Here is a 20,080-nt window from a genome sequence, read left to right on the forward strand (position 1 = left end):
CTAAGGATTTGCTAACGTCGTTTTTCACGCAACCACGCCGTTTACCCGGTTGTAAGCCGTTTACCGGCTAGGACTGGCACGGAAATGGCCTGTCGGGCCGGCACGTGTGCCGTTCAGGGAACGCCATGCGTGGATCGAGGCCCCCATCGAGAGACGTGTCATGAGTTTCTTCATCAAGAAAGTATCGCGCCGCGCCATCCTGCAGGCGCTGCTTGCGATGCCGGCGTTACGGCTGTTTCGCAAGCTGCCTGACAGCGACCGCCCCCATGCCGATCCCGACGAGATCGTCGAGGTCAATGGCTGGATCCTGAAGCGGAGCGACCTGGCATGATCTTCGACAGTTATGAGGCGTATCGCGCCTCGGAGTTCAAACCCAGGGTCTGTATCCTCGGCTCAGGCCCTGCCGGCACCACCATCGCCAGGAAGCTTGGCGCCGCCGGCATTCCGGTCGTGGTGCTGGAAGCCGGCGCGCGCGAATTCAGCGACGACTCGCAGGATTTCTACCGCGGCACCACGGTCGGCGATCCTTATTTCGATCTCGATATCACCCGGCTGCGCTTCATGGGCGGCTCGTCGAACCACTGGGCCGGCTGGTGCCGGGTGCTCGACAGCCAAGATTTCGAACCCAAGGCGTGGGCGCCGGACACTGGCTGGCCGATCAGCCGCATCGACATCGAGCCCTATCTGAGTGAGGTGCATGATATCCTCGAGCTTCCCGACTTCCGTCCCGATGTGCCGATTTCGGACGACATACGCTGGGTGCAGCTGATCAAGAGCCCGGCCGTGCGCTTTGGCGAGAAATTCGCCGACGAGCTCGACAAGAGCAAGACCATCGCCGTCGTGCTCAACACCTATGCCACCGAACTTGCCGGCGACGGCAAGCGGGTGACTGGCGCCAGGCTATGGGCGAACGGCCAGGATGCCGGCACCTTCAGCGCCGATTATTTCATCGTCTGCACCGGCGGGCTGGAGAATTCACGGCTGCTTCTATGGTCGAACCAGCGCTCCAATGGCGGCGTGGTGCCGAACGCCACGGCGCTTGGCCGCTACTGGATGGAACATCCGACCTTCGAGGGCGGCAATGCCATCCTGGCCGACTACAGCGAGTTCGAGGTCGACGCCGTCAACGAGGCCTTCTTCTCGCCGACGCTGGCCGCCATGGAGCGGCTGCAGATCATGAATTTCGGCATCCGCCTGATCGAGACGCCCTATGCCGGCGTCAAGAGCCTGATTGCCGACCTTGCCTGCACCGCACCCGACGCCGCCGAATGGGTGGCGTATCAGCTCAGCCAGAATCTGCGCTGCGCGGCCCAGCTCTACGTCGCCTGGGAACAGGCACCCCTGGCTTCGAACCGGATCGAACTGTCGAAGACCGATGTCGACCATGCCGGCGTGCCGCGCATCGAGCTGCACTGGAAGAAGTCGCCGCTGGAGCGCCGCACCATTCTGGAGGGGCTCAAACTCTTCGGCACGACGTTGATCGAGAAGGACCTCGGCCGCGTCCGCATCATGGACTGGCTTGCCAATGGCCAGGACTATCCGGCGGATGAGGAACTGGCCGGCCACCACCATATGGGCGGCACCCGCATGGGTACCGATGTGACCAAAAGCGTGGTCGACGCCAACTGCAAGGTGCACGGCATGGACAATCTCTATGTCGGCGGCTCCTCGGTGTTCTGCACCTCGGGCGAATGCAACCCGACGACGACGATCACAGCGCTTGCCTGCCGGATGGGTGATCATCTCAGCAAGATCATCACGGTGTGACGCAGTCATCATGTCTAATGTTCCAAAAAGCAGGCGGCGCCGGCGCCTATGACGGCTGCCGGCGCCGCCTTGGCGCGCCTTTGGGAAGATGGTGCTGAGTTGTAGCGATTTACGCAATTCCGGACGGAAAACCGCTACACACTTTTCCTGCAATTGCCCTAGAGGCCGTAGACGGCGATGCGCACCAGCACAGCCGCGGCGGCCAGCGCCACCAGCAGTATGCCGAGGCCGATGGGCGAGCCCCAGCCATACCATTTCATCGCCATCTCGGCATATTTGTACTCTTCCTCATGCGAGAGGGGTGCACGCTGTTGAATCAGGCTCATTTTCACTCCTTGTCGGCGGCTGGCCCCTTGCTATGTCCGGGCCGCAACCGCATATTGATGCAATGGTCTAAATGTTAGACAGATTGATAGTTAGATGATCGAAATAAAATCGTCAAGCCGGAATCGTGACGACATGACGACGGCCATCGGCCTGGCCATCATGCAGTGGCAGGACGCGACGCAGGCCTATGACGAAGCAGTGGGGGCAAGGCTTGGGCTGAATATGGCCGAACGCCATTGCATCGGGCTGCTTTACGGCGGCCCGCAATCGGCCGGCGCCATCGCGATCGCAACCGGCCTGACGCCGGCCGCTGTGACCGCGCTGATCGACCGGCTGGAGGCACGCGGCTACCTGACCCGGACGCGCAGTCTGGAAGACAGGCGCAAGGTGGTGATCGAGGCGACCGAGGCGACGCGCGAGCTGTCGGAGCGCTACTACGGCGCCATCGCACGCGAAGGCGAGAAGGTCGTCGCCACCTTCAGCGACGCGGAACTCGCCACCATATCGCGCTTCGTCCACGCCGCACTCGACCTGCAGCGCGACCAGCTGGCGCGACTGAACGCCGAGGGGCCGGACGCCGAGCGATAGGGATGCCTGTGTGTTTGCACTGCATATGTCGGCAGGGACGAGACTATTTCGGCTGGACTCCATAGGCGGCAAGAAACGCCTCCACCGAGGCATCCGCGTGTCGTTCAAGTTCGGCTTTGGAACGCCGGTTGCTTCCCGTGAACATGGCTTCGTTCATGGGGATCCAAAGAAGCATTCCGAAAAAATGGCTGGCTGCCAGATGGGGATCACTGGTTAGTATCAGTCCTCGACTGGTGAGCTTTTGAAAGCAGGACGCCATTGAGCCAAGCATGCGCTCGAAGCCCTTTTCGTACCAACTGCGGCCAAGCTGCGGCATTCGGTCCGCGTTGGCGATAATTAGGCGCCGCAGCTTCAACAACTCTTCATCCATGAGAACCGCTATCAAACGTCGAGCAAGCTGCCGCAGGCCACCCTCCATGAATTTCGCCTCGGAAAGCAGCGTCGTCACGGACTCGATGATGTCGTTGGCTTGTGTAGCGGTCGACAGAACGACTTCGCCGAACAGCGTCTCCTTGTCGGTGAAATGCTTGTAGACGGTCTGCTTGGAAGCTCCCGCCCTGGTAGCGATTTCTTCCATGCTGGTCCCGTCATAACCCTTAGCGATGAACGCCGCCGTGGCCGCCTGGATGATTTCACGATCCTTGCGTGCCGATCTCGTCTCACCGTCGATTTTCATCGCGCTCCCTTGACCGGTACTAGACGGTACCGTTCCCACGTGATAGCCATGAAAACGGTACTGGACTGACTAGTACCTGTCAACGAAGGCAAGGCTTAGACCGATGACCAAGATGATCTTCCTCAATCTACCGGTGCGCGATCTGCAGGCAGCGACCAAGTTCTATCTCGCGATCGGGGGCACGCTCAATCCGCAGTTCTCGAACGACCAGGCCAGCTCGATCATGTTCTCAGACTCCATTGGGGTCATGCTGCTGACGCACGGACACTACAGCCAGTTCACGGCACGGCAGATCGGCGACGCCAAGCGTGACAGCCAGATGCTGATCGCGCTCACCACAGACAGCAAGGACGAGGTCAATGCGATAGTCGAGAAGGGCGTGGCGGCCGGCGGCCGCGCCGATCCAAACCCTGCGCAGGATCTCGGTTTCATGTTCAACCGCCACATCGAAGACCCCGACGGCAACGTCTGGGAGTTCCTGTGGATGAACCCGTCCGCCATGCAATAGGCCAGCGGAATCGAGCGCCCGAAGCGCGTCGCGTTGAAACGGATTCACGCGACTCGCTTCAGGTCTTTGTTTCCGGGCGCAACGCCTTAAACATCGGTTCCGGATTTGCTAGACCGTCGCCGGGTCGAGCGCGGGCTGCCCCTTGCGGCGGGCAACGATCGCCTTGAAATCGGCGGTCCGGAACGCATCGCGCAACACGTCGAAGGACGGCAGCACGAAATAGGCGCGCTGGAACTTGTCGATCTCGTAGCCGGTGCGCATCACCGTTTCGAGGTCGAAGGGCACGTGATGCGCATCCGGGCTGTCGACGGCGAACTGCAATTCGGTGAAGGACGACATCAGTCCGGCGCCGAAAGCCTTCAGCGGCTGGCCCATCTCCTGCATCAGGCCGTATTCGGCGGTGTACCAGTAGAGCCGGGTGATCATGTCGTCGCCGCCAAGCGCAATCACGCTCTCGGCCTTCTCGCCGTACATCTGCATGAAGTCGGCAAACACCGGCTGCGTCAGGATGGGCACATGGCCGAAGAAGTCGTGGAACATGTCGGGTTCGACGATGTAGTCGAGTTCTTCCTTCGTCCGCAGCCAGTTGGTCACCGGAAAGCGCCGGTTGGCGAGATGGTCGAAGAAGGGCGCGGCCGGAATGAGGCCGGGAACGGCGACGATTTCCCAGCCGGTCAGCTTGCGCAGCTTCTCGCTGATCGCGCCGAAATCCGGGATCCTGTCCAGCAGGCCGAGCGTGGCGACGCCGTCGAGATAGGAGTGGTGCGCCAGTTTTTGGGTCAGTTTGGTCTGGCGGTCGCACAGCGTGCGCCACACCGCCTGTTCCTCGGCGCTGTAGTCATAGCCTTGCGCCACGGTGAAGTCGGAACGGCACACCGAATAGTCGCCGCGCAGGCCTTGGGCCGCGCAATCACGGGCATACTCGGCAACGTTCATCGTCGTCATGGTTCTTCTCCCCTGATCATGACACGTCGAATCTGTTCGGCAAATGTAGCGGCAGCCGGCGAGGCAATTCAGCTTTGATGATGGCTTGGAGACAGGATTTGAGGTAAAAGTCACCACACGAAAGCTGAAGGAGAGTGAAAATGCCTCAGTTTGACGATTTCGAGATCAAGATGCTCGACATCCTGCAGCGCGACGGGAGAAAACCCGTATCCGAGTTGGCGCAGGAGATCGGCCTGTCGACGACACCATGCGCGCGCCGCTTCGAGGCGCTGCAGAAGGCCGGCATCATCAAGGGCTTCGCCGCCGTGCTCAGCCGCCGCGCCGTTGGCCTGATGGTCGAGGTGTTCATCGAGGTGCGGCTGGTCAGCCACAGCGACGGTTCGCCAGAAACCTTCATTGCCGCCGTGCAGCGAATGGACGAAGTGTCGTCCTGCTGGACGATGACTGGCGAGCACGATTTCCTGCTGCATGTCATGGTGCCATCGGTCGACGAGCTCAACGCCTTCGTCATGCACCGGCTGATGCGGCTTTCGGGAGTGCGCGACGTCCACACTCAGCTGGTTCTGCAGAACATCAAGGGCCCCGGCCACGTGCCGCTCGCCCATCTCAGGCGATGAACGCAGGCATCGCCATTTCTGCCGAAAAGCTGCACGCAAACTGCTGAATGGAGCCCAATTGCCGATCTGAAGCGCCGGCTACCCATGCGGACCACTGCTCCGGGGTCCGTCATGAACATCGTGCTGATCAATCCGCCGCACACCGCCATCGGCAGCCGCGTGCCCGACGACCATCTGCCGCCGCTTGGCCTTTTGGCAATTGGCGGGCCGCTGATCGACGCCGGCCATGATGTGCGGCTCGTCGATGCCGAGTTCGGGCCGATGCCATTGGACACCCTTGTGCGCGATGCTTTGAGCGGCCAGCGCGACTGCATCCTGATCGGCCATTCCGGGTCGACCTCGGCGCATCCGACCGCGCTCACCATCGCCCGCATGGTCAAAGCACGCGAGCCGGCGACGCTGGTGATCTATGGCGGCGTGTTCCCGACCTATCACTGGCGCGACATACTGGCGGCAACCGATGTCTTCGACTTCATCGTGCGCGGCGAGGGCGAGGCGACCATCGTTGCCCTCATCGAGGCGCTGGACAAGCGCCGGCCGTTGGCCGAAGTCGCAGGCATCGCCTATCGCGACGATCTCGGCCGTCCCTTCGCGACGCGTCCGGCCGCCACCATCGCCGCTCTTGACGACTATCGCGTCGGCTGGGAGCTGATCGACCATCGCCGCTACAGTTATTGGGGCGGCAAGCGCGCCGTGGTCATGCAGTTTTCGCGCGGCTGCCCGCATCTGTGCAATTATTGCGGCCAACGCGGTTTCTGGACCCGCTGGCGGCATCGCGACCCCAAGAAATTCGCGCAGGAGATCGCCTGGCTGCACCGCGAACACGGCGTCGAACTGGTCAACCTCGCCGACGAAAACCCGACCGTGTCGAAGAAAGCCTGGCGCGCTTTTCTCGATGCGCTGATCGCCGAGAACGTGCCTGTGCTGATCGTTGGCTCGACCCGCGCCGACGACATTGTGCGCGATGCCGATATCCTGCATCTCTATCGCAGAGCGGGCGTCATCCGCTGGCTGCTCGGCATGGAAAACACCGACGAGCAGACACTTGCATTGATCCGCAAGGGCGGCAGCACCTCGTCCGACCGCGAGGCAATCAGGTTGCTGCGCCAACATGGCATATTGTCGATGGCGACCTGGGTGGCCGGGTTCGAGGACGAGACCTTTCGCGACCTGTGGCGCGGCTTTTGCCAGCTGCTTGCCTACGACCCCGACCAGATCCAGGCGCTCTATGTCACCCCGCATCGCTGGACGCCGTTCTTCCGCATCGCCCGGGACCGCAAGGTGATCCAGACCGACGCCCGGCTGTGGGACTACAAGCACCAGGTGCTGCAGATGACGCGGCTGAAACCCTGGATGCTGTTCTTCTCGGTCAAGCTGATCGAGGTCGCGGTGCAGTCGCGACCAAAGGCATTGGCCCGCATTCTTTTCCACCCCGATCCCGAACAGCGCCATTCGATGCGCTGGTATACGCAAATGGGCCGCCGCGTCTGGTTCCGCGAGGTCTGGGGTTTCTTGGCCCGGGACCGCCGCCTGAAGGATGGTCCGACGCTGGCCGAATTTTGGGGCGCGCCGCAGGATGCCGAAGAAGAATCGATGGTTGTCGTGCGTCCGCCGCGCAAGCCGGCCGAAGCGGCCGTCGCGATCTCGCCCGGCGCCTGAGGGCTCTACTACCCACAGATATACGTAGCGTATGTGTATTGACATACGCTACGTATGTGCCCATCTCGGAGATACGGGGCGTATGTAAACGACCCCGAAGCGCAGGCCGACATCGTCGCGAGCCTTGCCTTGTCCAGATGGAGTGAAAATGACCAAACGTGACGCTATCTTCCCTGCCGGCCGGCAGGCTCTGTACGAGATCAACCGCTATTCGGCGGCAATCCGCTCAGGCGACTTCCTGTTCATCTCGGGTCAGGTCGGCAGCCGCGAGGACGGCTCGCCGGAACCGGTCTTCGAAAAGCAGGTCCAGCTTGCCTTCGACAATCTCGCAGCCGTCCTGAAGGCCGCCGGCTGCACGTTCGACGACATCGTTGATGTCACCACCTTCCACACCGATCCGGCCGCGCAATGGGCCGCGATCGATGCCGTTCGGCTGAAGGCGCTCGGTGAGCCGCCCTACACCAACTGGACCGCGGTCGGCGTCAATTGGTTAGCCGGCTTCGACTTCGAGATAAAGGTCATCGCACGCCTGCCCCCAACCCGCTTGACAGAACTGGCAGCCTGATCGACGGGCTGCGGCCAGCTGCGGCTCAGGGCACGATCAGCGTGCCGGCGCCGTGTTCGGTGAACAGTTCGAGCAGCACCGCATGCGGCGTCTTGCCGTTGAGGATGACGACGCCTTCGACGCCGCGCTCGATCGCCTCGATGCAGGTTTCGACCTTGGGGATCATGCCGCCCGACACCGTGCCGTCCTTGATCAGCGCCTTGGCCTCGGCCACCGTCAGTTCATCGATCAGCTTCTTGTTCTTGTCGAGCACGCCGGGCACGTCGGTCAGGAACAGAAGGCGCGTCGCCTGGCAGGCCCCGGCGATGGCGCCGGCAAAGGTGTCGGCATTGATGTTGTAGGTGTGGCCGTCGCGGCCGGGCGCCACCGGCGCCAGCACCGGGATCATTTCGGAGCGCGCCAAGAGGTCAAGCAGCGTGCGGTCGACCTCGACCGGTTCGCCGACGAAACCGAGATCGAGCACGCGCTCGATGTTGGAGTCCGGGTCGATCATGGTCTTGCGCGCCTTTTCGGCGAACACCATGTTGCCGTCCTTGCCGCACAGGCCGATCGCCCATTCGCCTTCGGCATTGATCAGCGCCACGATCTCCTTGTTGATCGAGCCGGCCAGCACCATCTCGACGATCTCGACCGTCTTCTGGTCGGTAACGCGCAGGCCGCCCTCGAACTTCGATTCGATGCCCATCTTGGCCAGCATGGCGCCGATCTGCGGGCCGCCGCCATGGACGACGATCGGGTTGACGCCGGACTGCTTCAACAGCGCGATGTCGCGGGCAAAGGCCTTGCCGAGTTCGATATCGCCCATGGCATGACCGCCATATTTCACCACCACGGTCTTGTGCTCGTAGCGCTGCATATAAGGCAGTGCCCGCGAAAGCAGGGCGGCCTGCATTTCGGCGGTGGCGGTGATCTCCGTCATCGGCGTGGTTCCCTGGATGTGGGTAAGGACGGCGGCGTCTTAGCGGGAATTGGCGCAGGCCGCAAACGGCTTTGCTGTCACAATGATGAAATCGCAGAGACGGCGCGATCTAGCCCGGCACCCTTCAGCGGCGCCCGCCGCGTCAGCCAGCCGGAGCAGGCTGATTGCGGGTGATGCCGAAGGCGGCCGATTCGGTCATCAGCCTCAGCCCTTGTTCGGGCGAGGTGCTGGTTGCGACCGGAATGAGCCCGGCAGCGAGATAGCGCTCGGTCATCACCGAATTGAAGTCGCGGTGAAAGCCGGAATGCGGCTGCCGGTATGCGTCGGCACGCCCTTGATGGCGATGCCGAGGTCCTTCAGCGCAAAGGGCACGCCGGCCAAAGGCAGGGTGCGGTCGACGGATTTCGCCCGTGTCCGCGCCGCATCGTAGAGCGGCTCGGCAATGGCGTTGATGTCGGGGCGGGTGGCCTCGGCGCGCGCGATGGCCGCATCGACAAGGTCTTGCGGCGAGATTTCGCCGCTATGTACCAGCTCTGCCAGGCCGGTTGCATCGTTTTCCCACAGCATCCGTTCGGCCGACATCGCTTTCCCCTTTTTATGAGAGGCTAACGACAGCGGATTTCCTTGGCAATCGACCGACAATTACTCGCGATTCAGCTGGGACGACGTTTGCGTGGAGAACACCAATTCTGCCTATGCAAATAAATCGCAATCGCCTAGCTTGCCGGCATGACGCCGCAGGACATCTCCACCCTGATTGTCCGGACTTCGATGAAGGATCGGGCTGCGTTTGACCTGCTCTACCGGCAGACCAGCGCGAAACTTTTCGGCGTGTGCCTTCGTGTATTGAAGGACCGGGGAGATGCGGAAGAAGCGCTGCAGGAGGTCTTCGTCAAAGTCTGGACCAAGGCCGATCGTTTCGCCGTTTCTGATCTCAGCCCAATCTCTTGGCTGGTAGCCATAGCGCGCAATCATGCGATTGATCGCATCAGATCGCGGCGCAAGCCTGCTGCCGATATCGATGCCGCGCTCGACGTGGCTGACCCGGGTCCGGGGCCTGAGGCCATGGTTGTTGCGGGCGGCGAATCCGAGCGCATCTACCAGTGCCTCGAAGAGTTGGAACAAGACCGGGCGCAAGCCGTCCGGGGCGCTTATTTGAACGGCGAAAGTTACGCCGACCTGGCGGAACGTCACAAGGTTCCTCTGAACACGATGCGAACATGGCTGCGCCGCAGCCTGTTGAAACTTAGAGAATGTCTGGAAAGATGACCCTGGCAGAAGAAAATGGACCGGAACGTGGAGGCGACGACCTGCTCGCAGCCGAATACGTTCTCGGTGTGCTGCCGGCGGATGAACGCCAGATAGCCTCCGGACGTATCGACGCGGAGACCGGCTTCGCTCGTCTCGTCGATTCCTGGGAGGTTCACCTTTCACCGATGGCCGCCGCCTATGCGGAAGTAGAGCCGCCGGCCACCATCAAGCCGGCCATCGATCGCCGGCTGTTTTCCTCCACCGCAGCGTCGACTACTGCGGCGCCGAGCGGCAGCCTTTGGGCGAGCCTTGCCTTCTGGCGCGGCCTCACCGCAGCGGCTCTCGCCGCGCTGGTGCTTTACGTCGCCGTGCCTTACGTCAGGCCGCCGGTCGTCGTGCCGCAGGAGCGCCTCGTAGCCTCGTTGGCTGCCGATGGCAGCGATGTCAAATACCTCGTCGTCTACGACGCCGGACGCAAGGATGTCGGCCTGTCGCTGGTGTCGGGCGAACGCGCCGCCGGCAAGGACTTCGAACTGTGGATGATCGAAGGCAAGAATGCGCCGGTTTCGATGGGCATCATTCCCGCCGGCCAGACCACGCACATCCCGGTTACCCCGGCCGTGCAGCAGAAGCTGGCGCAAGGCGCCGTACTCGCCGTCAGCGTCGAGCCGACGGGTGGTTCGCCGACCGGACAGCCGACCGGACCGGTCGTTGCCGCGGGCGATCTGAAGGGTATCTGATAGACCTCAAGGTCATGACGTGGTCAGGAAGTACAGCGGAAGTATATCTTCCGTTGTTTTCGTTTTGGCCGCCGGCGGCGAAAATTAATGGTTCGGTCCCCCGAAAATGTGATTCGCCGAAAAAATAAAGAATAATTTTTCCGGCGCGCGGAAACTCAAGCAGTTCTTCTCCGTATCTCCTCATGTTCCCGAAAGGGGAACAATAACCCGAGGAGTCCGAACACTATGCGTAGAATCGCCACCCTTTTGCTCGCCGGTACCATTGCCGTCTCCGCTCTCGCCACCGCTGCCTATGCCGAGAATCCGATGGTTGGCGGCGCCGCCATGTTCGCCAACAAGAACATCGTCGAGAACGCCGTCAATTCGAAGGACCACACCACGCTGGTCGCGGCCGTCAAGGCTGCCGGCCTGGTCGAGACGTTGCAGGGCGCCGGCCCCTTTACCGTCTTTGCACCGACCAATGACGCCTTTGCAGCCCTTCCGGCCGGCACGATCGAGACGCTGCTCAAGCGCGAAAACAAGGACAAGCTCACCAAGATCCTGACCTGCCATGTCATCGGCGCCAAGGCGATGGGCGCGGATGTCGCCGCAATGGCCAAGACCGACGGCGGCACCCACAAGGTCAAGACGGTCGGCGGCTGCGAGCTGTCGCTCAAGGCCGATGACGGCAAGGTCACCGTCACCGACGAGAACGGCAATGTCGCCAATGTGACGATCGCCGATGTCGAGCAGTCCAACGGCGTCATCCACGTCATCGACGAGGTCCTGCTGCCGAAGATGTAACAAAGCGCCTGCCGCCAACGAACAGTTGGTCAAGGCTCCCTGCAGATTGCGCGGCTCGAGTCCCCGTGGGCCGCGCAAACGACCGAGCGCTCCATCCCGTCCGCTAAAAGTGCGGAACCGGTATGGAGCGTTCGTTTGCAGGGCCACCGTCACCGGCTTTTGATTTTCCAGTGGCGGCCAGATTTGGCAAAACAACCGCAGGAGGATTTCTGTCATGAACCGTCGCGATTTACTTCTCAGCGGCGTCGCCTTTGCGGCCGTTGCCGGCGCTGTGGCAACGTTGCGCCTGGGCGGGCCTCAACCCGCCAAGGCTGCCGAAACCTTCGAGGTCACCAAGACAGACGCCGAGTGGCACGCCATCCTGTCCGACGAAGCCTTCGACGTGCTGCGCAAGGAAGGCACCGAATATCCCGGCACCAGCCCGCTGCTCAACGAGCACCGCAAGGGCATTTTCGCCTGCGCCGGCTGCGACCTGCCGGTCTATTCCTCAGAGACCAAGTTCGATTCCGGCACCGGCTGGCCGAGCTTCTGGCAGGAGATTGCCAACGCCGTCGGCAAGACCGAGGACCGTTCGCTCGGCATGACCCGCACCGAGGTCCACTGCCGCCGCTGCGGCGGCCATCTCGGCCATGTCTTCGATGACGGACCGGCGCCGACCGGCCTGCGCCACTGCATCAACGGCGTTGCGCTCAGCTTCAAGCCGGCCACGGCCTGACCGTTCAGCATCTCTTGGCGCTGTCGTGAATTTGGGGGGTGGCGTAGCGACCGCCTCCTACCTGTGAAAATGGGGCCAAAACTCTTAAAATCAAGAATTGGCAGATGCCTTTTTATGCGTAGATTCCCCAGCCCTTAACGAGAGGGCCAGAATCTATGCAACGAACTGAAGAAAGGGCTCGCCAAGGCGAGCGCAAATCGATCGGTCATGCTGATGCCGACCGGTCGCAAATCTCCCATCCCGTGGTGATCGTCGGAGGCGGGCCGACCGGACTGATGCTGGCCGGCGAGCTTTCCTTGGCGGGCATCGATGTCGCCATCGTGGAGCGGCGCGTTGGACAGGAGCTCGACGGGCTGCGCTCCGGCGGCCTGCACGCACGAACCATCGAGATCTTAGACCAGCGCGGCATTGCCGATCGGTTTCTGGCGCAAGGGCGGACTGCCCAGGTCGCGGGCTTTGCCGGCGTTTCCCTCGATATCAGCGACTTTCCCACCCGCCACGATTACGGGCTCGCTTTGTGGCAGAAGCATATCGAGCGCATCCTAACCGAATGGGTGGAGGAGCTTGGCGTCACGATCTACCGTCGCTGCGAGGTGACGGCTTTCGTGCAGGATGACAGTGGCGTCGACGTCGCCCTCGGCGACGGCCGCTCGCTTCGTGCCGATTACCTCGTCGGCTGCGACGGCGGCAGAAGCCTCGTGCGCAAGGCATCGGGCATCGAGTTCCCGGGTTCGGATCCGACGACCAGCAACCTGATTGGCGAGGTCGAGGTAACAGAGGAGCCGAACTGGGGCATCCACCGTGATGCAACGGGCATTCATGGTCTCAGCAGGCTGGACGACGGGACCGTGCGGGTAGTGGTGACCGAACACGAGGTCGGGGCTGTCGCGCCGCCCACGCTGCGCGATCTGAGCGACGCGCTCATTGCTGTCTTCGGAACCGACTATGGCGTCCACAATCCGGCGTCGCTTTCCCGTTTCACCGATATGGCCCGGCAGGCAGCGTCATACCGCCAGGGACGGGTGCTGCTGGCCGGAGATGCAGCGCACGTGCATCCGCCGGACGGCGGACAGGGCATGCAGCTTGGTGTGCAGGACGCGGTCAACCTGGGATGGAAGCTCGCTCAGGTGGTCAGGAAAACGGCGCCGGAAAGCCTGCTCGACACCTATCAGGCCGAGCGCCACCCGGTTGCCGCGCGTGTGTTGAAAAACACCATGGCGGCGGTCGTGCTCCGCCGTGAAGACGAACGCATAAAGGCGCTGCGAGACATGGTATCCGATCTTCTCGCCATGGAAGAGCCGCGCAGGCGTTGTGCGGGCATGATGTCCGGCCTGGATATTCGCTACGATTTCGGCGAGGGCCACGAATTGCTGGGATGTCGCATGCCGGATCTCGACCTCGTCACCGCCGACGGTCCGCAAAGGGTCTTTACGCTGCTGCACGACGCGCGACCGTTGTTGCTCAACTTTGGAAAACCCCGCGCTTTCGACATCGGCCCATGGGCGGATCGGGTTCGCTCGTTCGACGCTAGATATGATGGTGCATGGGAGCTGCCTGTGCTGGGCGCGGTCGAAGCGCCCGGCGCCGTATTGGTTCGGCCCGACGGTCATGTGGCCTGGGTCGGTGGCCCGACATCGGCTGGACTGGCCGACGCGCTGACCAGATGGTTCGGGCCGCCTGCCGCGGCATAAAGGTCGGGAAATCTCGATAGCGGTTGATGCTTAAGCATGACCCCGAAAATCGGGGGTGATTTCCGGGGTCATGCATGAGGGCGCCAGGCGGGGGGTCCGGCGCGCTCAATGGCCTCCGCCGCCACCGCCCGCAGGCGGCGCCGGCTTGGAGATGACCATGGTGAAAACAGCCATGATCGCGAACAGGGCGGTCAGCATGGTGAACACGTCCATGAACGACAGCAGCGACGCCTGCTGGTGGGCCATGCCCGACAGTTTGGAGATCGCCGCCTTGGTGGCGTCGAGGCCAGGAGTCTGCTGGAAGTCGAGCGTCATGTTCTGCAGCTTCTGCTGGGCCGCAGCACTGCCCCATTCCACATGCTCGGCCAGCCTTGCGTAGTGGAAGGCGCTGCGATCGATCAGCACGGTGTTGATCACGGCAAGGCCGACGGCGCCGCCGAGGTTGCGGGTCAGGTTGAACAGGCCCGACGCATTCTTCAGCCGGTCCGGCGGCAAGGTGCCGAGCGCGATGTTGTTGATCGGCACCATGCACAGCATCATCGAACAGCCGCGCAGGATCTGCGGGATGAGCAGCTCGTAAAAATCCCAGTCTGCCGTCAGATGCGTCATCCACCAGGTGCCGGCGGCAAAGCCGAGCAGCCCGATCATCATCATGACGCGCAAATCCATCTTGCTCGACAGGATGCCGGAAATCGGCGCGGTGACGAACATCGCCAGGCCACTGACGAACAGCGCTTCGCCGATCATCATCGAATCGTAACCGCGGATGCGCCCGAGAAAGACCGGATAGAGATAGGTCAGGCCGTAAAGGCCGATGCCGATGACGAAGGAGAACAGCGAGCCGAACGCAAAGTTGACGTTGGTGAAGGCCCTGAGATCGACGATAGGCTCCTCGGCGGTAAAGGCGCGCCAGAAGAACAGCACCGCACCGACAACCATAATGATGGCGCAGATGAACACGGCCTGTTCCTGCAGCCAGTCATGGTTGGGACCTTCCTCGAGCACATATTCCATACAGCCGAGGAAAGCCGCCATGCCGGCAAGGCCCCACCAGTCGAACTTGCTGAACAGGCCGAGATTGGGCTTGTCGAAGTCGATCAGCGACCAGGTCGCGGCTGTCACCAGAATACCCGGCACGACATTGATCAGGAACAGCCAGTGCCACGACAAGGCATGGCTGATATAGCCGCCGACGGTCGGGCCGATGGTCGGCGCCAGCGTCGCCACCAGGCCGATCATCGGCGACACCATGGCGCGGCGCGATGGCGGGAAGATGGTGAAGGCAGCCGCGAAGACGCTCGGGATCATGCCGCCGCCGATAAAGCCCTGGATGGCGCGGTAGACGATCATCTGGTCGATGTTGGTGGCCGTCGCGGCCAGCGCGCTGGCCGCCGTGAAGCCGGCCGCGGCGCCTGCAAACAGCACGCGCGTCGACAGCATCCGGCTGAGGAAGCCCGACAGCGGGATCATCACCACTTCGGCGATCAGATAGGCGGTCTGCACCCACGGGATTTCATCGGAACTGGCGCTCAGGCCAGCCTGTATCTCGGCCAGCGAGGCCGAGACGATCTGGATGTCGAGGATCGCCATGAACATGCCGAACACCATCGCCAGGAAGGCGATGAGGCGGCGCGTCGAGATGGTGGTCGGCACCGCCGGCATGGCAGGTGCCGGCACGGCTCCAGCAGTGATGGTTGCGGTTGCCATGGCGTTCTCTCCCGGCGGCCGCTCAGTTCGCCGCGGCCGGAGCCGTGCGGCTGTCGACGGCGACGACGACGCTGAGGCCGGCGCGCAGCCTGCCCGCCTTCAGCACATCGGCCGGCACCTCGATGCGAACCGGGACGCGCTGCACCACCTTGGTGAAGTTCCCGGTGGCGTTTTCCGGCGGCAGCAGCGAGAACACCGCGCCCGAAGCCGGTGCCAGCGACGACACCGTGCCTTCGAAATCATGGCCGTCCGTGGCGTCGACCGAGATCCGCACCTTCTCGCCGGGCACCAGCTTGGCCAGCTGCGTCTCCTTGAAATTGGCGACGATATAGAGCTTGTCCATGGGCACCACGACGGCGAGCTTCTGGCCGGGGCTGACGAGGTCGCCCTGCTCGACCGAGCGATTGCCGACGACGCCGTCATACGGTGCCTTGAGCACGGTGAAGGACAGATCACGCGCTGCCTTGTCGCGGCTCAGCTGCAGCGAGGCCAGCGTGCTGGCGGATTCGGCGCGCTGCGCCTCGAACACGCCGATATTGGCCTGCGCAGCGGCGATCTGCGCGTCGGCGCCGACAAGGGCTGCATTGGCCTGGTCGAGAGCGGTCTGGGCATCGTCGAGCTGCGCCTGCGTGCCGACATGGGTCTTGACCAGTTGCGCGGCGCGCTGCTGGGCACGGGCGGCGTTGTCGGCGGCTGCCTGGTCGGCGATCTTCTGCGCCTGCGCCTGCTGCAGCGACGCCTGTGCCGCCTTGGTCTGCGCATCGATGCGGTCGAGCGTCTTGGTCAGGGTGGCGATCTGGGCCTCGGCCTGGGCGACGGCAATCTTGTAGTCGCCGTCATCGATGGTCAGCAGCGGGTCGCCGGCCTTGACTTGCTGGTTCTCCGAGACCTCGACCTTGTCGACATAGCCGGAAATCTTCGGCGAAACGAATGACATGTCAGCCTGGACATAGGCGTCGTCGGTCGAGATCAGGAACCGGCCGTCGGTCCAGTAGTTATAGCCATACCAGGTGCCGGCGCTCAGCAGCGCGAGCCCGACAATCGGCAACATCAGCGAGCGCGCCGAGCGCTTTTTCTTCGCAGGGGTCTCGGCCAGAACTTCGGCGGCAGGCTTGGGAGGCGCTTCCGGAGCTTCGATGACCGGCGAGACCTTGGCGGTGGGGAAGGGCCGGACTTCGGCGGTCGTGGTTGGGGTGTTCGAGGACATGATATCTCGCTACTGTCGCTATATGAGCAAATCGTGTTATACTGAACCGTTCGGTTCGATGTGGACGTTGACATAGCGTTAAAGTAGGCCCATATCAAGGGGCAATCGAACCAGTCGGTTCGAATTATTTTGCGAGGTGTGACTTTTATGGCCGACACGTTAGCCGACGCCGAAAAGGATTCGTGCGATGTGCTGGACAGCGCGCGCCGCGGCCGCCCGGCGGCGGGCCAGGATCCGGTCAAGCGCAGCCAGATCATCGAGGGCGCGCGTCGTGTATTCATCGACAAGGGCTTCGAAGCGGCGTCGATGAACGACATCACCCGCGAGGCCGGCGTCTCGAAGGGCACGATCTATGTCTACTTCGCCAACAAGGAAGAGCTGTTCGAGGCGCTGATCGAGGAAGAGCGCGGCACCATCTTCAAGAACATGTACGACATGCTCGACCGCGCCGACGATCTGCGCCAGACGCTGGTGAAGTTCGGCAAGGTGCTGTCGATGAAGATCACCTCGGCCAAGGTCATCCAGGCGCAGCGGACGGTCATCGGCGCGTCCGACAGGATACCCGACATGGGCGCCCGGTTTTACGAGCGCGGCCCCAAACGCGGCCACGACAAGGTGGTCGACTTCCTCAATGCCGCCATCGATCGCGGCCTGCTCAAGATCGACGATGTCGACCTTGCCGCCTATCAGTTCACCGAACTGTGCCTGGCCGGCCTGTTCCGCCAGTGCATCTTCGCCTACCGCACCAAGGCGCCGAGCCAGGATGAAATCGAACACATCGTGCGGTCGGGCGTCGGCATGTTCCTGAAGTTCTACGGCACCGAAAAGCTTGCCGAGGAAGAAAGCCACCAGCTGATCGCCCTGGAGGCAAAGGCCAAGGCAAAGGCCTAGCTGGCTCGCTCAGCCGCCATTGGCGGCCAGCACGATCGCCGCGCGTAATTCCTCGAGACCCTCGCCCTTTTCCGATGATGTGGCGAGCACGAACGGAAACGCCGCCGGCCGCTTCTTGATTTTCAGCAGCGTCTCCTCGATCAGCCTCGGCACGCCCGCCGCCTTGATCTTGTCGGTCTTGGTCAGCACGATCTGGTAGGACACCGCCGCCTTGTCGAGCAGCGACAGCACCTCGTCGTCCTTGGCCTTGATGCCGTGGCGGGCATCGATCAGCACATAGACCCGCTTCAGCGTCACCCGGCCCTTGAGATAGTCGAAGACCAGCTTGGTCCAGTCGTCGACCTTTTCCTTCGGCGCGCTGGCATAGCCGTAGCCCGGCATGTCGACCAGCGCCATTGGCGGCAGGTCGGTGCCTTCGCCGGAAAACCCGCCCGGCACGAAATAGTTGAGCTCCTGTGTGCGCCCCGGCGTGTTGGAGGTGCGCGCCAGCCCGTTATGGCCGACCAGCGCATTGATCAGCGACGACTTGCCGACATTGGAGCGGCCGGCGAAAGCGATTTCCGGCGGCCCTTCCGGCGGCAGGAATTTCATCGCCGGCACACCGCGGATGAAGATCCACCCCTTGGTGAAAAGCTCGACGCCGATGTTGCCCAACGCGTTCAAACCGCTGCCTCCAGCCTGGAAATATCGGCGCCCCGGATGGCATTGAGGTTGCGGCCGATCTTGTCCACCGGCCAATTCCACCACGCCACGGAAAGCAGTCGCCGCACGGTCCTGTCGTCGAAGCGCATCTTCACCACCTTTGCCGCATTGCCGGCGACGATCGCATAGGCCGGCACGTCATGCGTCACCACCGATTTCGCCGCCACGATGGCGCCATGGCCGATCGACACGCCGGGCATGATCACCGCATCCATGCCGATCCATACATCATTGCCGACCATCGTGTCGCCGCGCACTTCCTGAGACCACGTTTTCGGATCGAAGCCGTGCTCCCAGCCATGGCCGAAAATGTTGAACGGATAGGTCGAGAAGCCGGACATCGCATGGTTGGCGCCGTTCATGATGAAGCGCGCGCCCTCGGCGATGGCGCAGAACTTGCCGATGATGAGCTTGTCGCCGATGAACGGATAGTGATGCAGCACGCACCGCTCGGCGAATTTGTCCGGTCCGTCCGGATCGTCATAATAGGTGAAGTCGCCGATCTCGATATTCGGCGCCGTGACCAGCGGCTTCAGGAAGCCGACCCGGGTATGCATCGGGATCGGGTGCTTGATGTCGGGGTTGGGTCCGTCCATGGCGAGGTCCGTCGAAGAGTGGCAGCCGGTGGGTGCGTCGTTCAAAATAGCCTGATCCGCCCTATACCACCAATCGCCCGACGCGCGAGCCTTCGCTATCAGCCTTGCTCGATGGAGTGGAGCGGCGGTTCCCGATCGGAACCGTGAGGGATCCTGGGGCGGTTCACCCGCTAAAACGAAACCGGGGCCCTGCGAAGGACAAGCAGGACCCCGGTCGTGTCGAAGGCGGCTTCCGCAACACATGGCACCTCGTCACGAGGCGGGATGGCAAGCCGAGAAAGCCGTCACGGACTTGCCGTCATCCCCTTTTTCCGGAAGCCGTTACTTCGGCAACAGCACCTTGTTGACGACGTGGATGACGCCGTTCGACTGGTTGACGTCGGCGATCGTCACCTTGGCGGCGCCGCCGGATTCGTCGACGATGTAGAGCGAGCCGCCCTTGACCTCGGCGGTCAGCGTGTCGCCGGAAACGGTCTTCATTTCATATTTGCCGCCCATCGCCTTGGCCTTGGTCATCATCTCCTTGGCCGAGATCTTGCCGGAAACGACATGCGCGGTCAGGATCTTGGTGAGCTTGTCCTTGTTCTCGGGCTTCACCAGCGTGGCGACGGTGCCGGCGGGCAGCTTCTTGAAGGCGGAATCGGTCGGCGCGAAGACGGTGAACGGACCGGCGCTCTGCAGCGTGTCGACAAGACCGGCGGCCTTCACGGCTGCCACCAGCGTCTTGTGGATCGGCGAGTTGACGGCGTTCTCGACGATGTTCTTCGTGGTCGACATCGCGGCGCCGCCGACGGCGGGATTGGCGAATGTGTAGACGGTCGTGGCGGTGAGACCGGACGCCGCCAGGACGGCAGAGATGCAGAGAGCTTTGAGGATGGACTGTGTCATTGGAGAACCCTTCCATTGCGACAATTGTTGATTCGATTGTCGGGGAGAGTTACGCGGCATTGCCCGGGATAGTTTCAAGAATGAATGCAAAAAATATAATAGAAACAGATAGTTAAATGATATATCGGTTACCCGGCACCAATGTCCCCGCGACATAGGTCACGAGGATGCGGCTCCAGCGAAGCAATTTTCCAATGAAGGGTAATCCGTCCTGAACGTCCTGGGGGATACAGGATGAGACACGCCCTTCACGCGGCTCAAGTTTCGTCCTTCACGGGAACGTGATGCGCGTTTCGTCCAACAAAAAACCCCGGACAGGCCGGGGTTTTTTCGATTGG

24 protein-coding genes are annotated in these 20,080 nt (G+C 62.4%); 13 read left to right on the forward strand and 11 right to left on the reverse strand.

The annotated features are described in order from the left end of the window. Nucleotides 1–160 precede the first annotated feature (160 nt). Nucleotides 161–331: a hypothetical protein gene (locus ACYHH6_RS05160; protein WP_112559017.1), complete on the forward strand. Its 171-nt coding sequence runs from the start codon at nucleotides 161–163 to the stop codon at nucleotides 329–331. Then, entirely contained in the window at nucleotides 328–1,767 is a 1,440-nt protein-coding gene (locus ACYHH6_RS05165) for a GMC oxidoreductase (protein ID WP_352582874.1), read from the forward strand. Before ACYHH6_RS05160 ends, ACYHH6_RS05165 begins: the two co-directional genes overlap by 4 nt. 158 nt (nucleotides 1,768–1,925) lie before the next feature. Here the strand turns inward: ACYHH6_RS05165 and ACYHH6_RS05170 are convergent, their stop codons facing one another. Continuing rightward, on the reverse strand, nucleotides 1,926–2,093 hold the full coding sequence (locus tag ACYHH6_RS05170; RefSeq protein ID WP_181059834.1) for a hypothetical protein: 168 nt from the start codon (nucleotides 2,091–2,093) through the stop codon (nucleotides 1,926–1,928). 94 nt (nucleotides 2,094–2,187) lie between these two features. Here ACYHH6_RS05170 and ACYHH6_RS05175 point away from each other — a divergent pair, with 94 nt between their 5' ends. Then, nucleotides 2,188–2,682, forward strand: coding sequence for a MarR family winged helix-turn-helix transcriptional regulator (locus tag ACYHH6_RS05175; protein WP_352582872.1), 495 nt, complete (start codon nucleotides 2,188–2,190; stop codon nucleotides 2,680–2,682). A 43-nt stretch (nucleotides 2,683–2,725) separates the two neighbouring features. Here the strand turns inward: ACYHH6_RS05175 and ACYHH6_RS05180 are convergent, their stop codons facing one another. Next, a complete protein-coding gene (locus ACYHH6_RS05180) occupies nucleotides 2,726–3,358 on the reverse strand; it encodes a TetR/AcrR family transcriptional regulator (RefSeq protein WP_352582870.1) in 633 nt (210 codons plus the stop codon). A gap of 103 nt (nucleotides 3,359–3,461) precedes the next feature. Here ACYHH6_RS05180 and ACYHH6_RS05185 point away from each other — a divergent pair, with 103 nt between their 5' ends. Next, complete coding sequence (locus tag ACYHH6_RS05185) at nucleotides 3,462–3,866, forward strand: VOC family protein (RefSeq protein WP_352582868.1); 405 nt, start codon at nucleotides 3,462–3,464, stop codon at nucleotides 3,864–3,866. A 108-nt stretch (nucleotides 3,867–3,974) separates the two neighbouring features. On the opposite strand, the gene phhA is transcribed toward ACYHH6_RS05185, so the two are convergent. Then, nucleotides 3,975–4,811 carry a phenylalanine 4-monooxygenase gene (gene phhA / locus ACYHH6_RS05190; RefSeq protein ID WP_352582867.1) on the reverse strand — a complete coding sequence of 279 codons (837 nt, stop codon included), beginning with the start codon at nucleotides 4,809–4,811 and terminating at the stop codon, nucleotides 3,975–3,977. A 140-nt stretch (nucleotides 4,812–4,951) separates the two neighbouring features. Between phhA and ACYHH6_RS05195 the strand changes: the two genes are divergently transcribed. The 3 genes from ACYHH6_RS05195 (at nucleotide 4,952) to ACYHH6_RS05205 (ending at nucleotide 7,652) form a co-directional block, all read left to right on the forward strand. Next, nucleotides 4,952–5,428 (forward strand): Lrp/AsnC family transcriptional regulator, encoded by a 477-nt coding sequence (locus ACYHH6_RS05195; protein ID WP_352582865.1) that lies wholly within the window; start codon nucleotides 4,952–4,954, stop codon nucleotides 5,426–5,428. Nucleotides 5,429–5,539: 111 nt separating this feature from the next. After that, a complete protein-coding gene (bchE, locus tag ACYHH6_RS05200) occupies nucleotides 5,540–7,087 on the forward strand; it encodes a magnesium-protoporphyrin IX monomethyl ester anaerobic oxidative cyclase (protein WP_352582863.1) in 1,548 nt (515 codons plus the stop codon). 148 nt (nucleotides 7,088–7,235) lie between these two features. After that, nucleotides 7,236–7,652 carry a RidA family protein gene (locus ACYHH6_RS05205; RefSeq protein ID WP_352582862.1) on the forward strand — a complete coding sequence of 139 codons (417 nt, stop codon included), beginning with the start codon at nucleotides 7,236–7,238 and terminating at the stop codon, nucleotides 7,650–7,652. Nucleotides 7,653–7,677: 25 nt separating this feature from the next. On the opposite strand, the gene argB is transcribed toward ACYHH6_RS05205, so the two are convergent. The 3 genes from argB to ACYHH6_RS05220 form a co-directional block, all read right to left on the reverse strand. Then, nucleotides 7,678–8,571 (reverse strand): acetylglutamate kinase, encoded by an 894-nt coding sequence (argB, locus tag ACYHH6_RS05210; protein WP_013528489.1) that lies wholly within the window; start codon nucleotides 8,569–8,571, stop codon nucleotides 7,678–7,680. A gap of 142 nt (nucleotides 8,572–8,713) precedes the next feature. Continuing rightward, nucleotides 8,714–8,845 (reverse strand): hypothetical protein, encoded by a 132-nt coding sequence (locus tag ACYHH6_RS05215; RefSeq protein WP_352582860.1) that lies wholly within the window; start codon nucleotides 8,843–8,845, stop codon nucleotides 8,714–8,716. Next, the gene (locus ACYHH6_RS05220) at nucleotides 8,845–9,153 is read right to left on the reverse strand and encodes an amidase family protein (protein WP_352582858.1); all 309 of its coding nucleotides are present in this window, start codon (nucleotides 9,151–9,153) and stop codon (nucleotides 8,845–8,847) included. Before ACYHH6_RS05220 ends, ACYHH6_RS05215 begins: the two co-directional genes overlap by 1 nt. 147 nt (nucleotides 9,154–9,300) lie before the next feature. Here ACYHH6_RS05220 and ACYHH6_RS05225 point away from each other — a divergent pair, with 147 nt between their 5' ends. The 5 genes from ACYHH6_RS05225 (at nucleotide 9,301) to ACYHH6_RS05245 (ending at nucleotide 13,751) form a co-directional block, all read left to right on the forward strand. Then, nucleotides 9,301–9,840: a sigma-70 family RNA polymerase sigma factor gene (locus ACYHH6_RS05225; RefSeq protein ID WP_112559010.1), complete on the forward strand. Its 540-nt coding sequence runs from the start codon at nucleotides 9,301–9,303 to the stop codon at nucleotides 9,838–9,840. Beyond that, entirely contained in the window at nucleotides 9,837–10,562 is a 726-nt protein-coding gene (locus tag ACYHH6_RS05230; RefSeq protein ID WP_352582856.1) for an anti-sigma factor, read from the forward strand. Before ACYHH6_RS05225 ends, ACYHH6_RS05230 begins: the two co-directional genes overlap by 4 nt. A gap of 225 nt (nucleotides 10,563–10,787) precedes the next feature. Beyond that, complete coding sequence (locus ACYHH6_RS05235; RefSeq protein WP_352582854.1) at nucleotides 10,788–11,345, forward strand: fasciclin domain-containing protein; 558 nt, start codon at nucleotides 10,788–10,790, stop codon at nucleotides 11,343–11,345. A gap of 214 nt (nucleotides 11,346–11,559) precedes the next feature. Continuing rightward, nucleotides 11,560–12,060 carry a peptide-methionine (R)-S-oxide reductase MsrB gene (msrB, locus tag ACYHH6_RS05240; protein ID WP_352582853.1) on the forward strand — a complete coding sequence of 167 codons (501 nt, stop codon included), beginning with the start codon at nucleotides 11,560–11,562 and terminating at the stop codon, nucleotides 12,058–12,060. 155 nt (nucleotides 12,061–12,215) lie between these two features. Continuing rightward, a complete protein-coding gene (locus ACYHH6_RS05245; protein ID WP_352582852.1) occupies nucleotides 12,216–13,751 on the forward strand; it encodes an FAD-dependent monooxygenase in 1,536 nt (511 codons plus the stop codon). A gap of 105 nt (nucleotides 13,752–13,856) precedes the next feature. On the opposite strand, the gene ACYHH6_RS05250 is transcribed toward ACYHH6_RS05245, so the two are convergent. Further along, a complete protein-coding gene (locus tag ACYHH6_RS05250) occupies nucleotides 13,857–15,458 on the reverse strand; it encodes a DHA2 family efflux MFS transporter permease subunit (RefSeq protein ID WP_435053198.1) in 1,602 nt (533 codons plus the stop codon). 22 nt (nucleotides 15,459–15,480) lie between these two features. Beyond that, on the reverse strand, nucleotides 15,481–16,665 hold the full coding sequence (locus ACYHH6_RS05255) for an HlyD family secretion protein (protein ID WP_352582851.1): 1,185 nt from the start codon (nucleotides 16,663–16,665) through the stop codon (nucleotides 15,481–15,483). A gap of 147 nt (nucleotides 16,666–16,812) precedes the next feature. Between ACYHH6_RS05255 and ACYHH6_RS05260 the strand changes: the two genes are divergently transcribed. Further along, on the forward strand, nucleotides 16,813–17,556 hold the full coding sequence (locus ACYHH6_RS05260) for a TetR/AcrR family transcriptional regulator (RefSeq protein ID WP_352582850.1): 744 nt from the start codon (nucleotides 16,813–16,815) through the stop codon (nucleotides 17,554–17,556). A gap of 9 nt (nucleotides 17,557–17,565) precedes the next feature. Here ACYHH6_RS05260 and yihA read toward each other — a convergent pair whose 3' ends face one another. The 3 genes from yihA to ACYHH6_RS05275 all read right to left on the reverse strand — a co-directional run bounded on the left by yihA (nucleotide 17,566) and on the right by ACYHH6_RS05275 (nucleotide 19,742). Further along, on the reverse strand, nucleotides 17,566–18,219 hold the full coding sequence (gene yihA / locus ACYHH6_RS05265) for a ribosome biogenesis GTP-binding protein YihA/YsxC (protein WP_352582849.1): 654 nt from the start codon (nucleotides 18,217–18,219) through the stop codon (nucleotides 17,566–17,568). Next, on the reverse strand, nucleotides 18,216–18,854 hold the full coding sequence (locus ACYHH6_RS05270) for a CatB-related O-acetyltransferase (RefSeq protein WP_192256958.1): 639 nt from the start codon (nucleotides 18,852–18,854) through the stop codon (nucleotides 18,216–18,218). The genes yihA and ACYHH6_RS05270 overlap by 4 nt, the downstream gene beginning before the upstream one ends. A gap of 321 nt (nucleotides 18,855–19,175) precedes the next feature. Beyond that, nucleotides 19,176–19,742, reverse strand: a complete 567-nt coding sequence (locus ACYHH6_RS05275) for a fasciclin domain-containing protein (protein ID WP_352582847.1) — start codon at nucleotides 19,740–19,742, stop codon at nucleotides 19,176–19,178. Between the last annotated feature and the right edge of the window lie 338 nt (nucleotides 19,743–20,080).

The sequence above is a fragment of the Mesorhizobium sp. P171375 genome (genome assembly GCF_057786075.1).

Excerpts from the sequence above, each read along its gene's own strand:
- ACYHH6_RS05235 (WP_352582854.1), top strand. The coding sequence starts at position 10,788 with ATGCGTAGAATCGCCACCCTTTTGCTCGCCGGTACCATTGCCGTCTCC.
- ACYHH6_RS05185 (WP_352582868.1), top strand. The coding sequence starts at position 3,462 with ATGACCAAGATGATCTTCCTCAATCTACCGGTGCGCGATCTGCAGGCA.
- ACYHH6_RS05160 (WP_112559017.1), top strand. The coding sequence starts at position 161 with ATGAGTTTCTTCATCAAGAAAGTATCGCGCCGCGCCATCCTGCAGGCG.
- ACYHH6_RS05260 (WP_352582850.1), top strand. The coding sequence starts at position 16,813 with ATGGCCGACACGTTAGCCGACGCCGAAAAGGATTCGTGCGATGTGCTG.
- ACYHH6_RS05270 (WP_192256958.1), bottom strand. The coding sequence starts at position 18,854 with ATGGACGGACCCAACCCCGACATCAAGCACCCGATCCCGATGCATACC.
- ACYHH6_RS05275 (WP_352582847.1), bottom strand. The coding sequence starts at position 19,742 with ATGACACAGTCCATCCTCAAAGCTCTCTGCATCTCTGCCGTCCTGGCG.
- ACYHH6_RS05205 (WP_352582862.1), top strand. The coding sequence starts at position 7,236 with ATGACCAAACGTGACGCTATCTTCCCTGCCGGCCGGCAGGCTCTGTAC.
- ACYHH6_RS05175 (WP_352582872.1), top strand. The coding sequence starts at position 2,188 with ATGATCGAAATAAAATCGTCAAGCCGGAATCGTGACGACATGACGACG.
- ACYHH6_RS05180 (WP_352582870.1), bottom strand. The coding sequence starts at position 3,358 with ATGAAAATCGACGGTGAGACGAGATCGGCACGCAAGGATCGTGAAATC.
- ACYHH6_RS05250 (WP_435053198.1), bottom strand. The coding sequence starts at position 15,458 with ATGGCAACCGCAACCATCACTGCTGGAGCCGTGCCGGCACCTGCCATG.
- argB (WP_013528489.1), bottom strand. The coding sequence starts at position 8,571 with ATGACGGAGATCACCGCCACCGCCGAAATGCAGGCCGCCCTGCTTTCG.
- ACYHH6_RS05245 (WP_352582852.1), top strand. The coding sequence starts at position 12,216 with ATGCAACGAACTGAAGAAAGGGCTCGCCAAGGCGAGCGCAAATCGATC.
- ACYHH6_RS05230 (WP_352582856.1), top strand. The coding sequence starts at position 9,837 with ATGACCCTGGCAGAAGAAAATGGACCGGAACGTGGAGGCGACGACCTG.
- msrB (WP_352582853.1), top strand. The coding sequence starts at position 11,560 with ATGAACCGTCGCGATTTACTTCTCAGCGGCGTCGCCTTTGCGGCCGTT.
- ACYHH6_RS05195 (WP_352582865.1), top strand. The coding sequence starts at position 4,952 with ATGCCTCAGTTTGACGATTTCGAGATCAAGATGCTCGACATCCTGCAG.
- phhA (WP_352582867.1), bottom strand. The coding sequence starts at position 4,811 with ATGACGACGATGAACGTTGCCGAGTATGCCCGTGATTGCGCGGCCCAA.
- ACYHH6_RS05255 (WP_352582851.1), bottom strand. The coding sequence starts at position 16,665 with ATGTCCTCGAACACCCCAACCACGACCGCCGAAGTCCGGCCCTTCCCC.
- ACYHH6_RS05220 (WP_352582858.1), bottom strand. The coding sequence starts at position 9,153 with ATGTCGGCCGAACGGATGCTGTGGGAAAACGATGCAACCGGCCTGGCA.
- bchE (WP_352582863.1), top strand. The coding sequence starts at position 5,540 with ATGAACATCGTGCTGATCAATCCGCCGCACACCGCCATCGGCAGCCGC.
- ACYHH6_RS05170 (WP_181059834.1), bottom strand. The coding sequence starts at position 2,093 with ATGAGCCTGATTCAACAGCGTGCACCCCTCTCGCATGAGGAAGAGTAC.
- ACYHH6_RS05215 (WP_352582860.1), bottom strand. The coding sequence starts at position 8,845 with ATGACCGAGCGCTATCTCGCTGCCGGGCTCATTCCGGTCGCAACCAGC.
- ACYHH6_RS05225 (WP_112559010.1), top strand. The coding sequence starts at position 9,301 with ATGACGCCGCAGGACATCTCCACCCTGATTGTCCGGACTTCGATGAAG.
- ACYHH6_RS05165 (WP_352582874.1), top strand. The coding sequence starts at position 328 with ATGATCTTCGACAGTTATGAGGCGTATCGCGCCTCGGAGTTCAAACCC.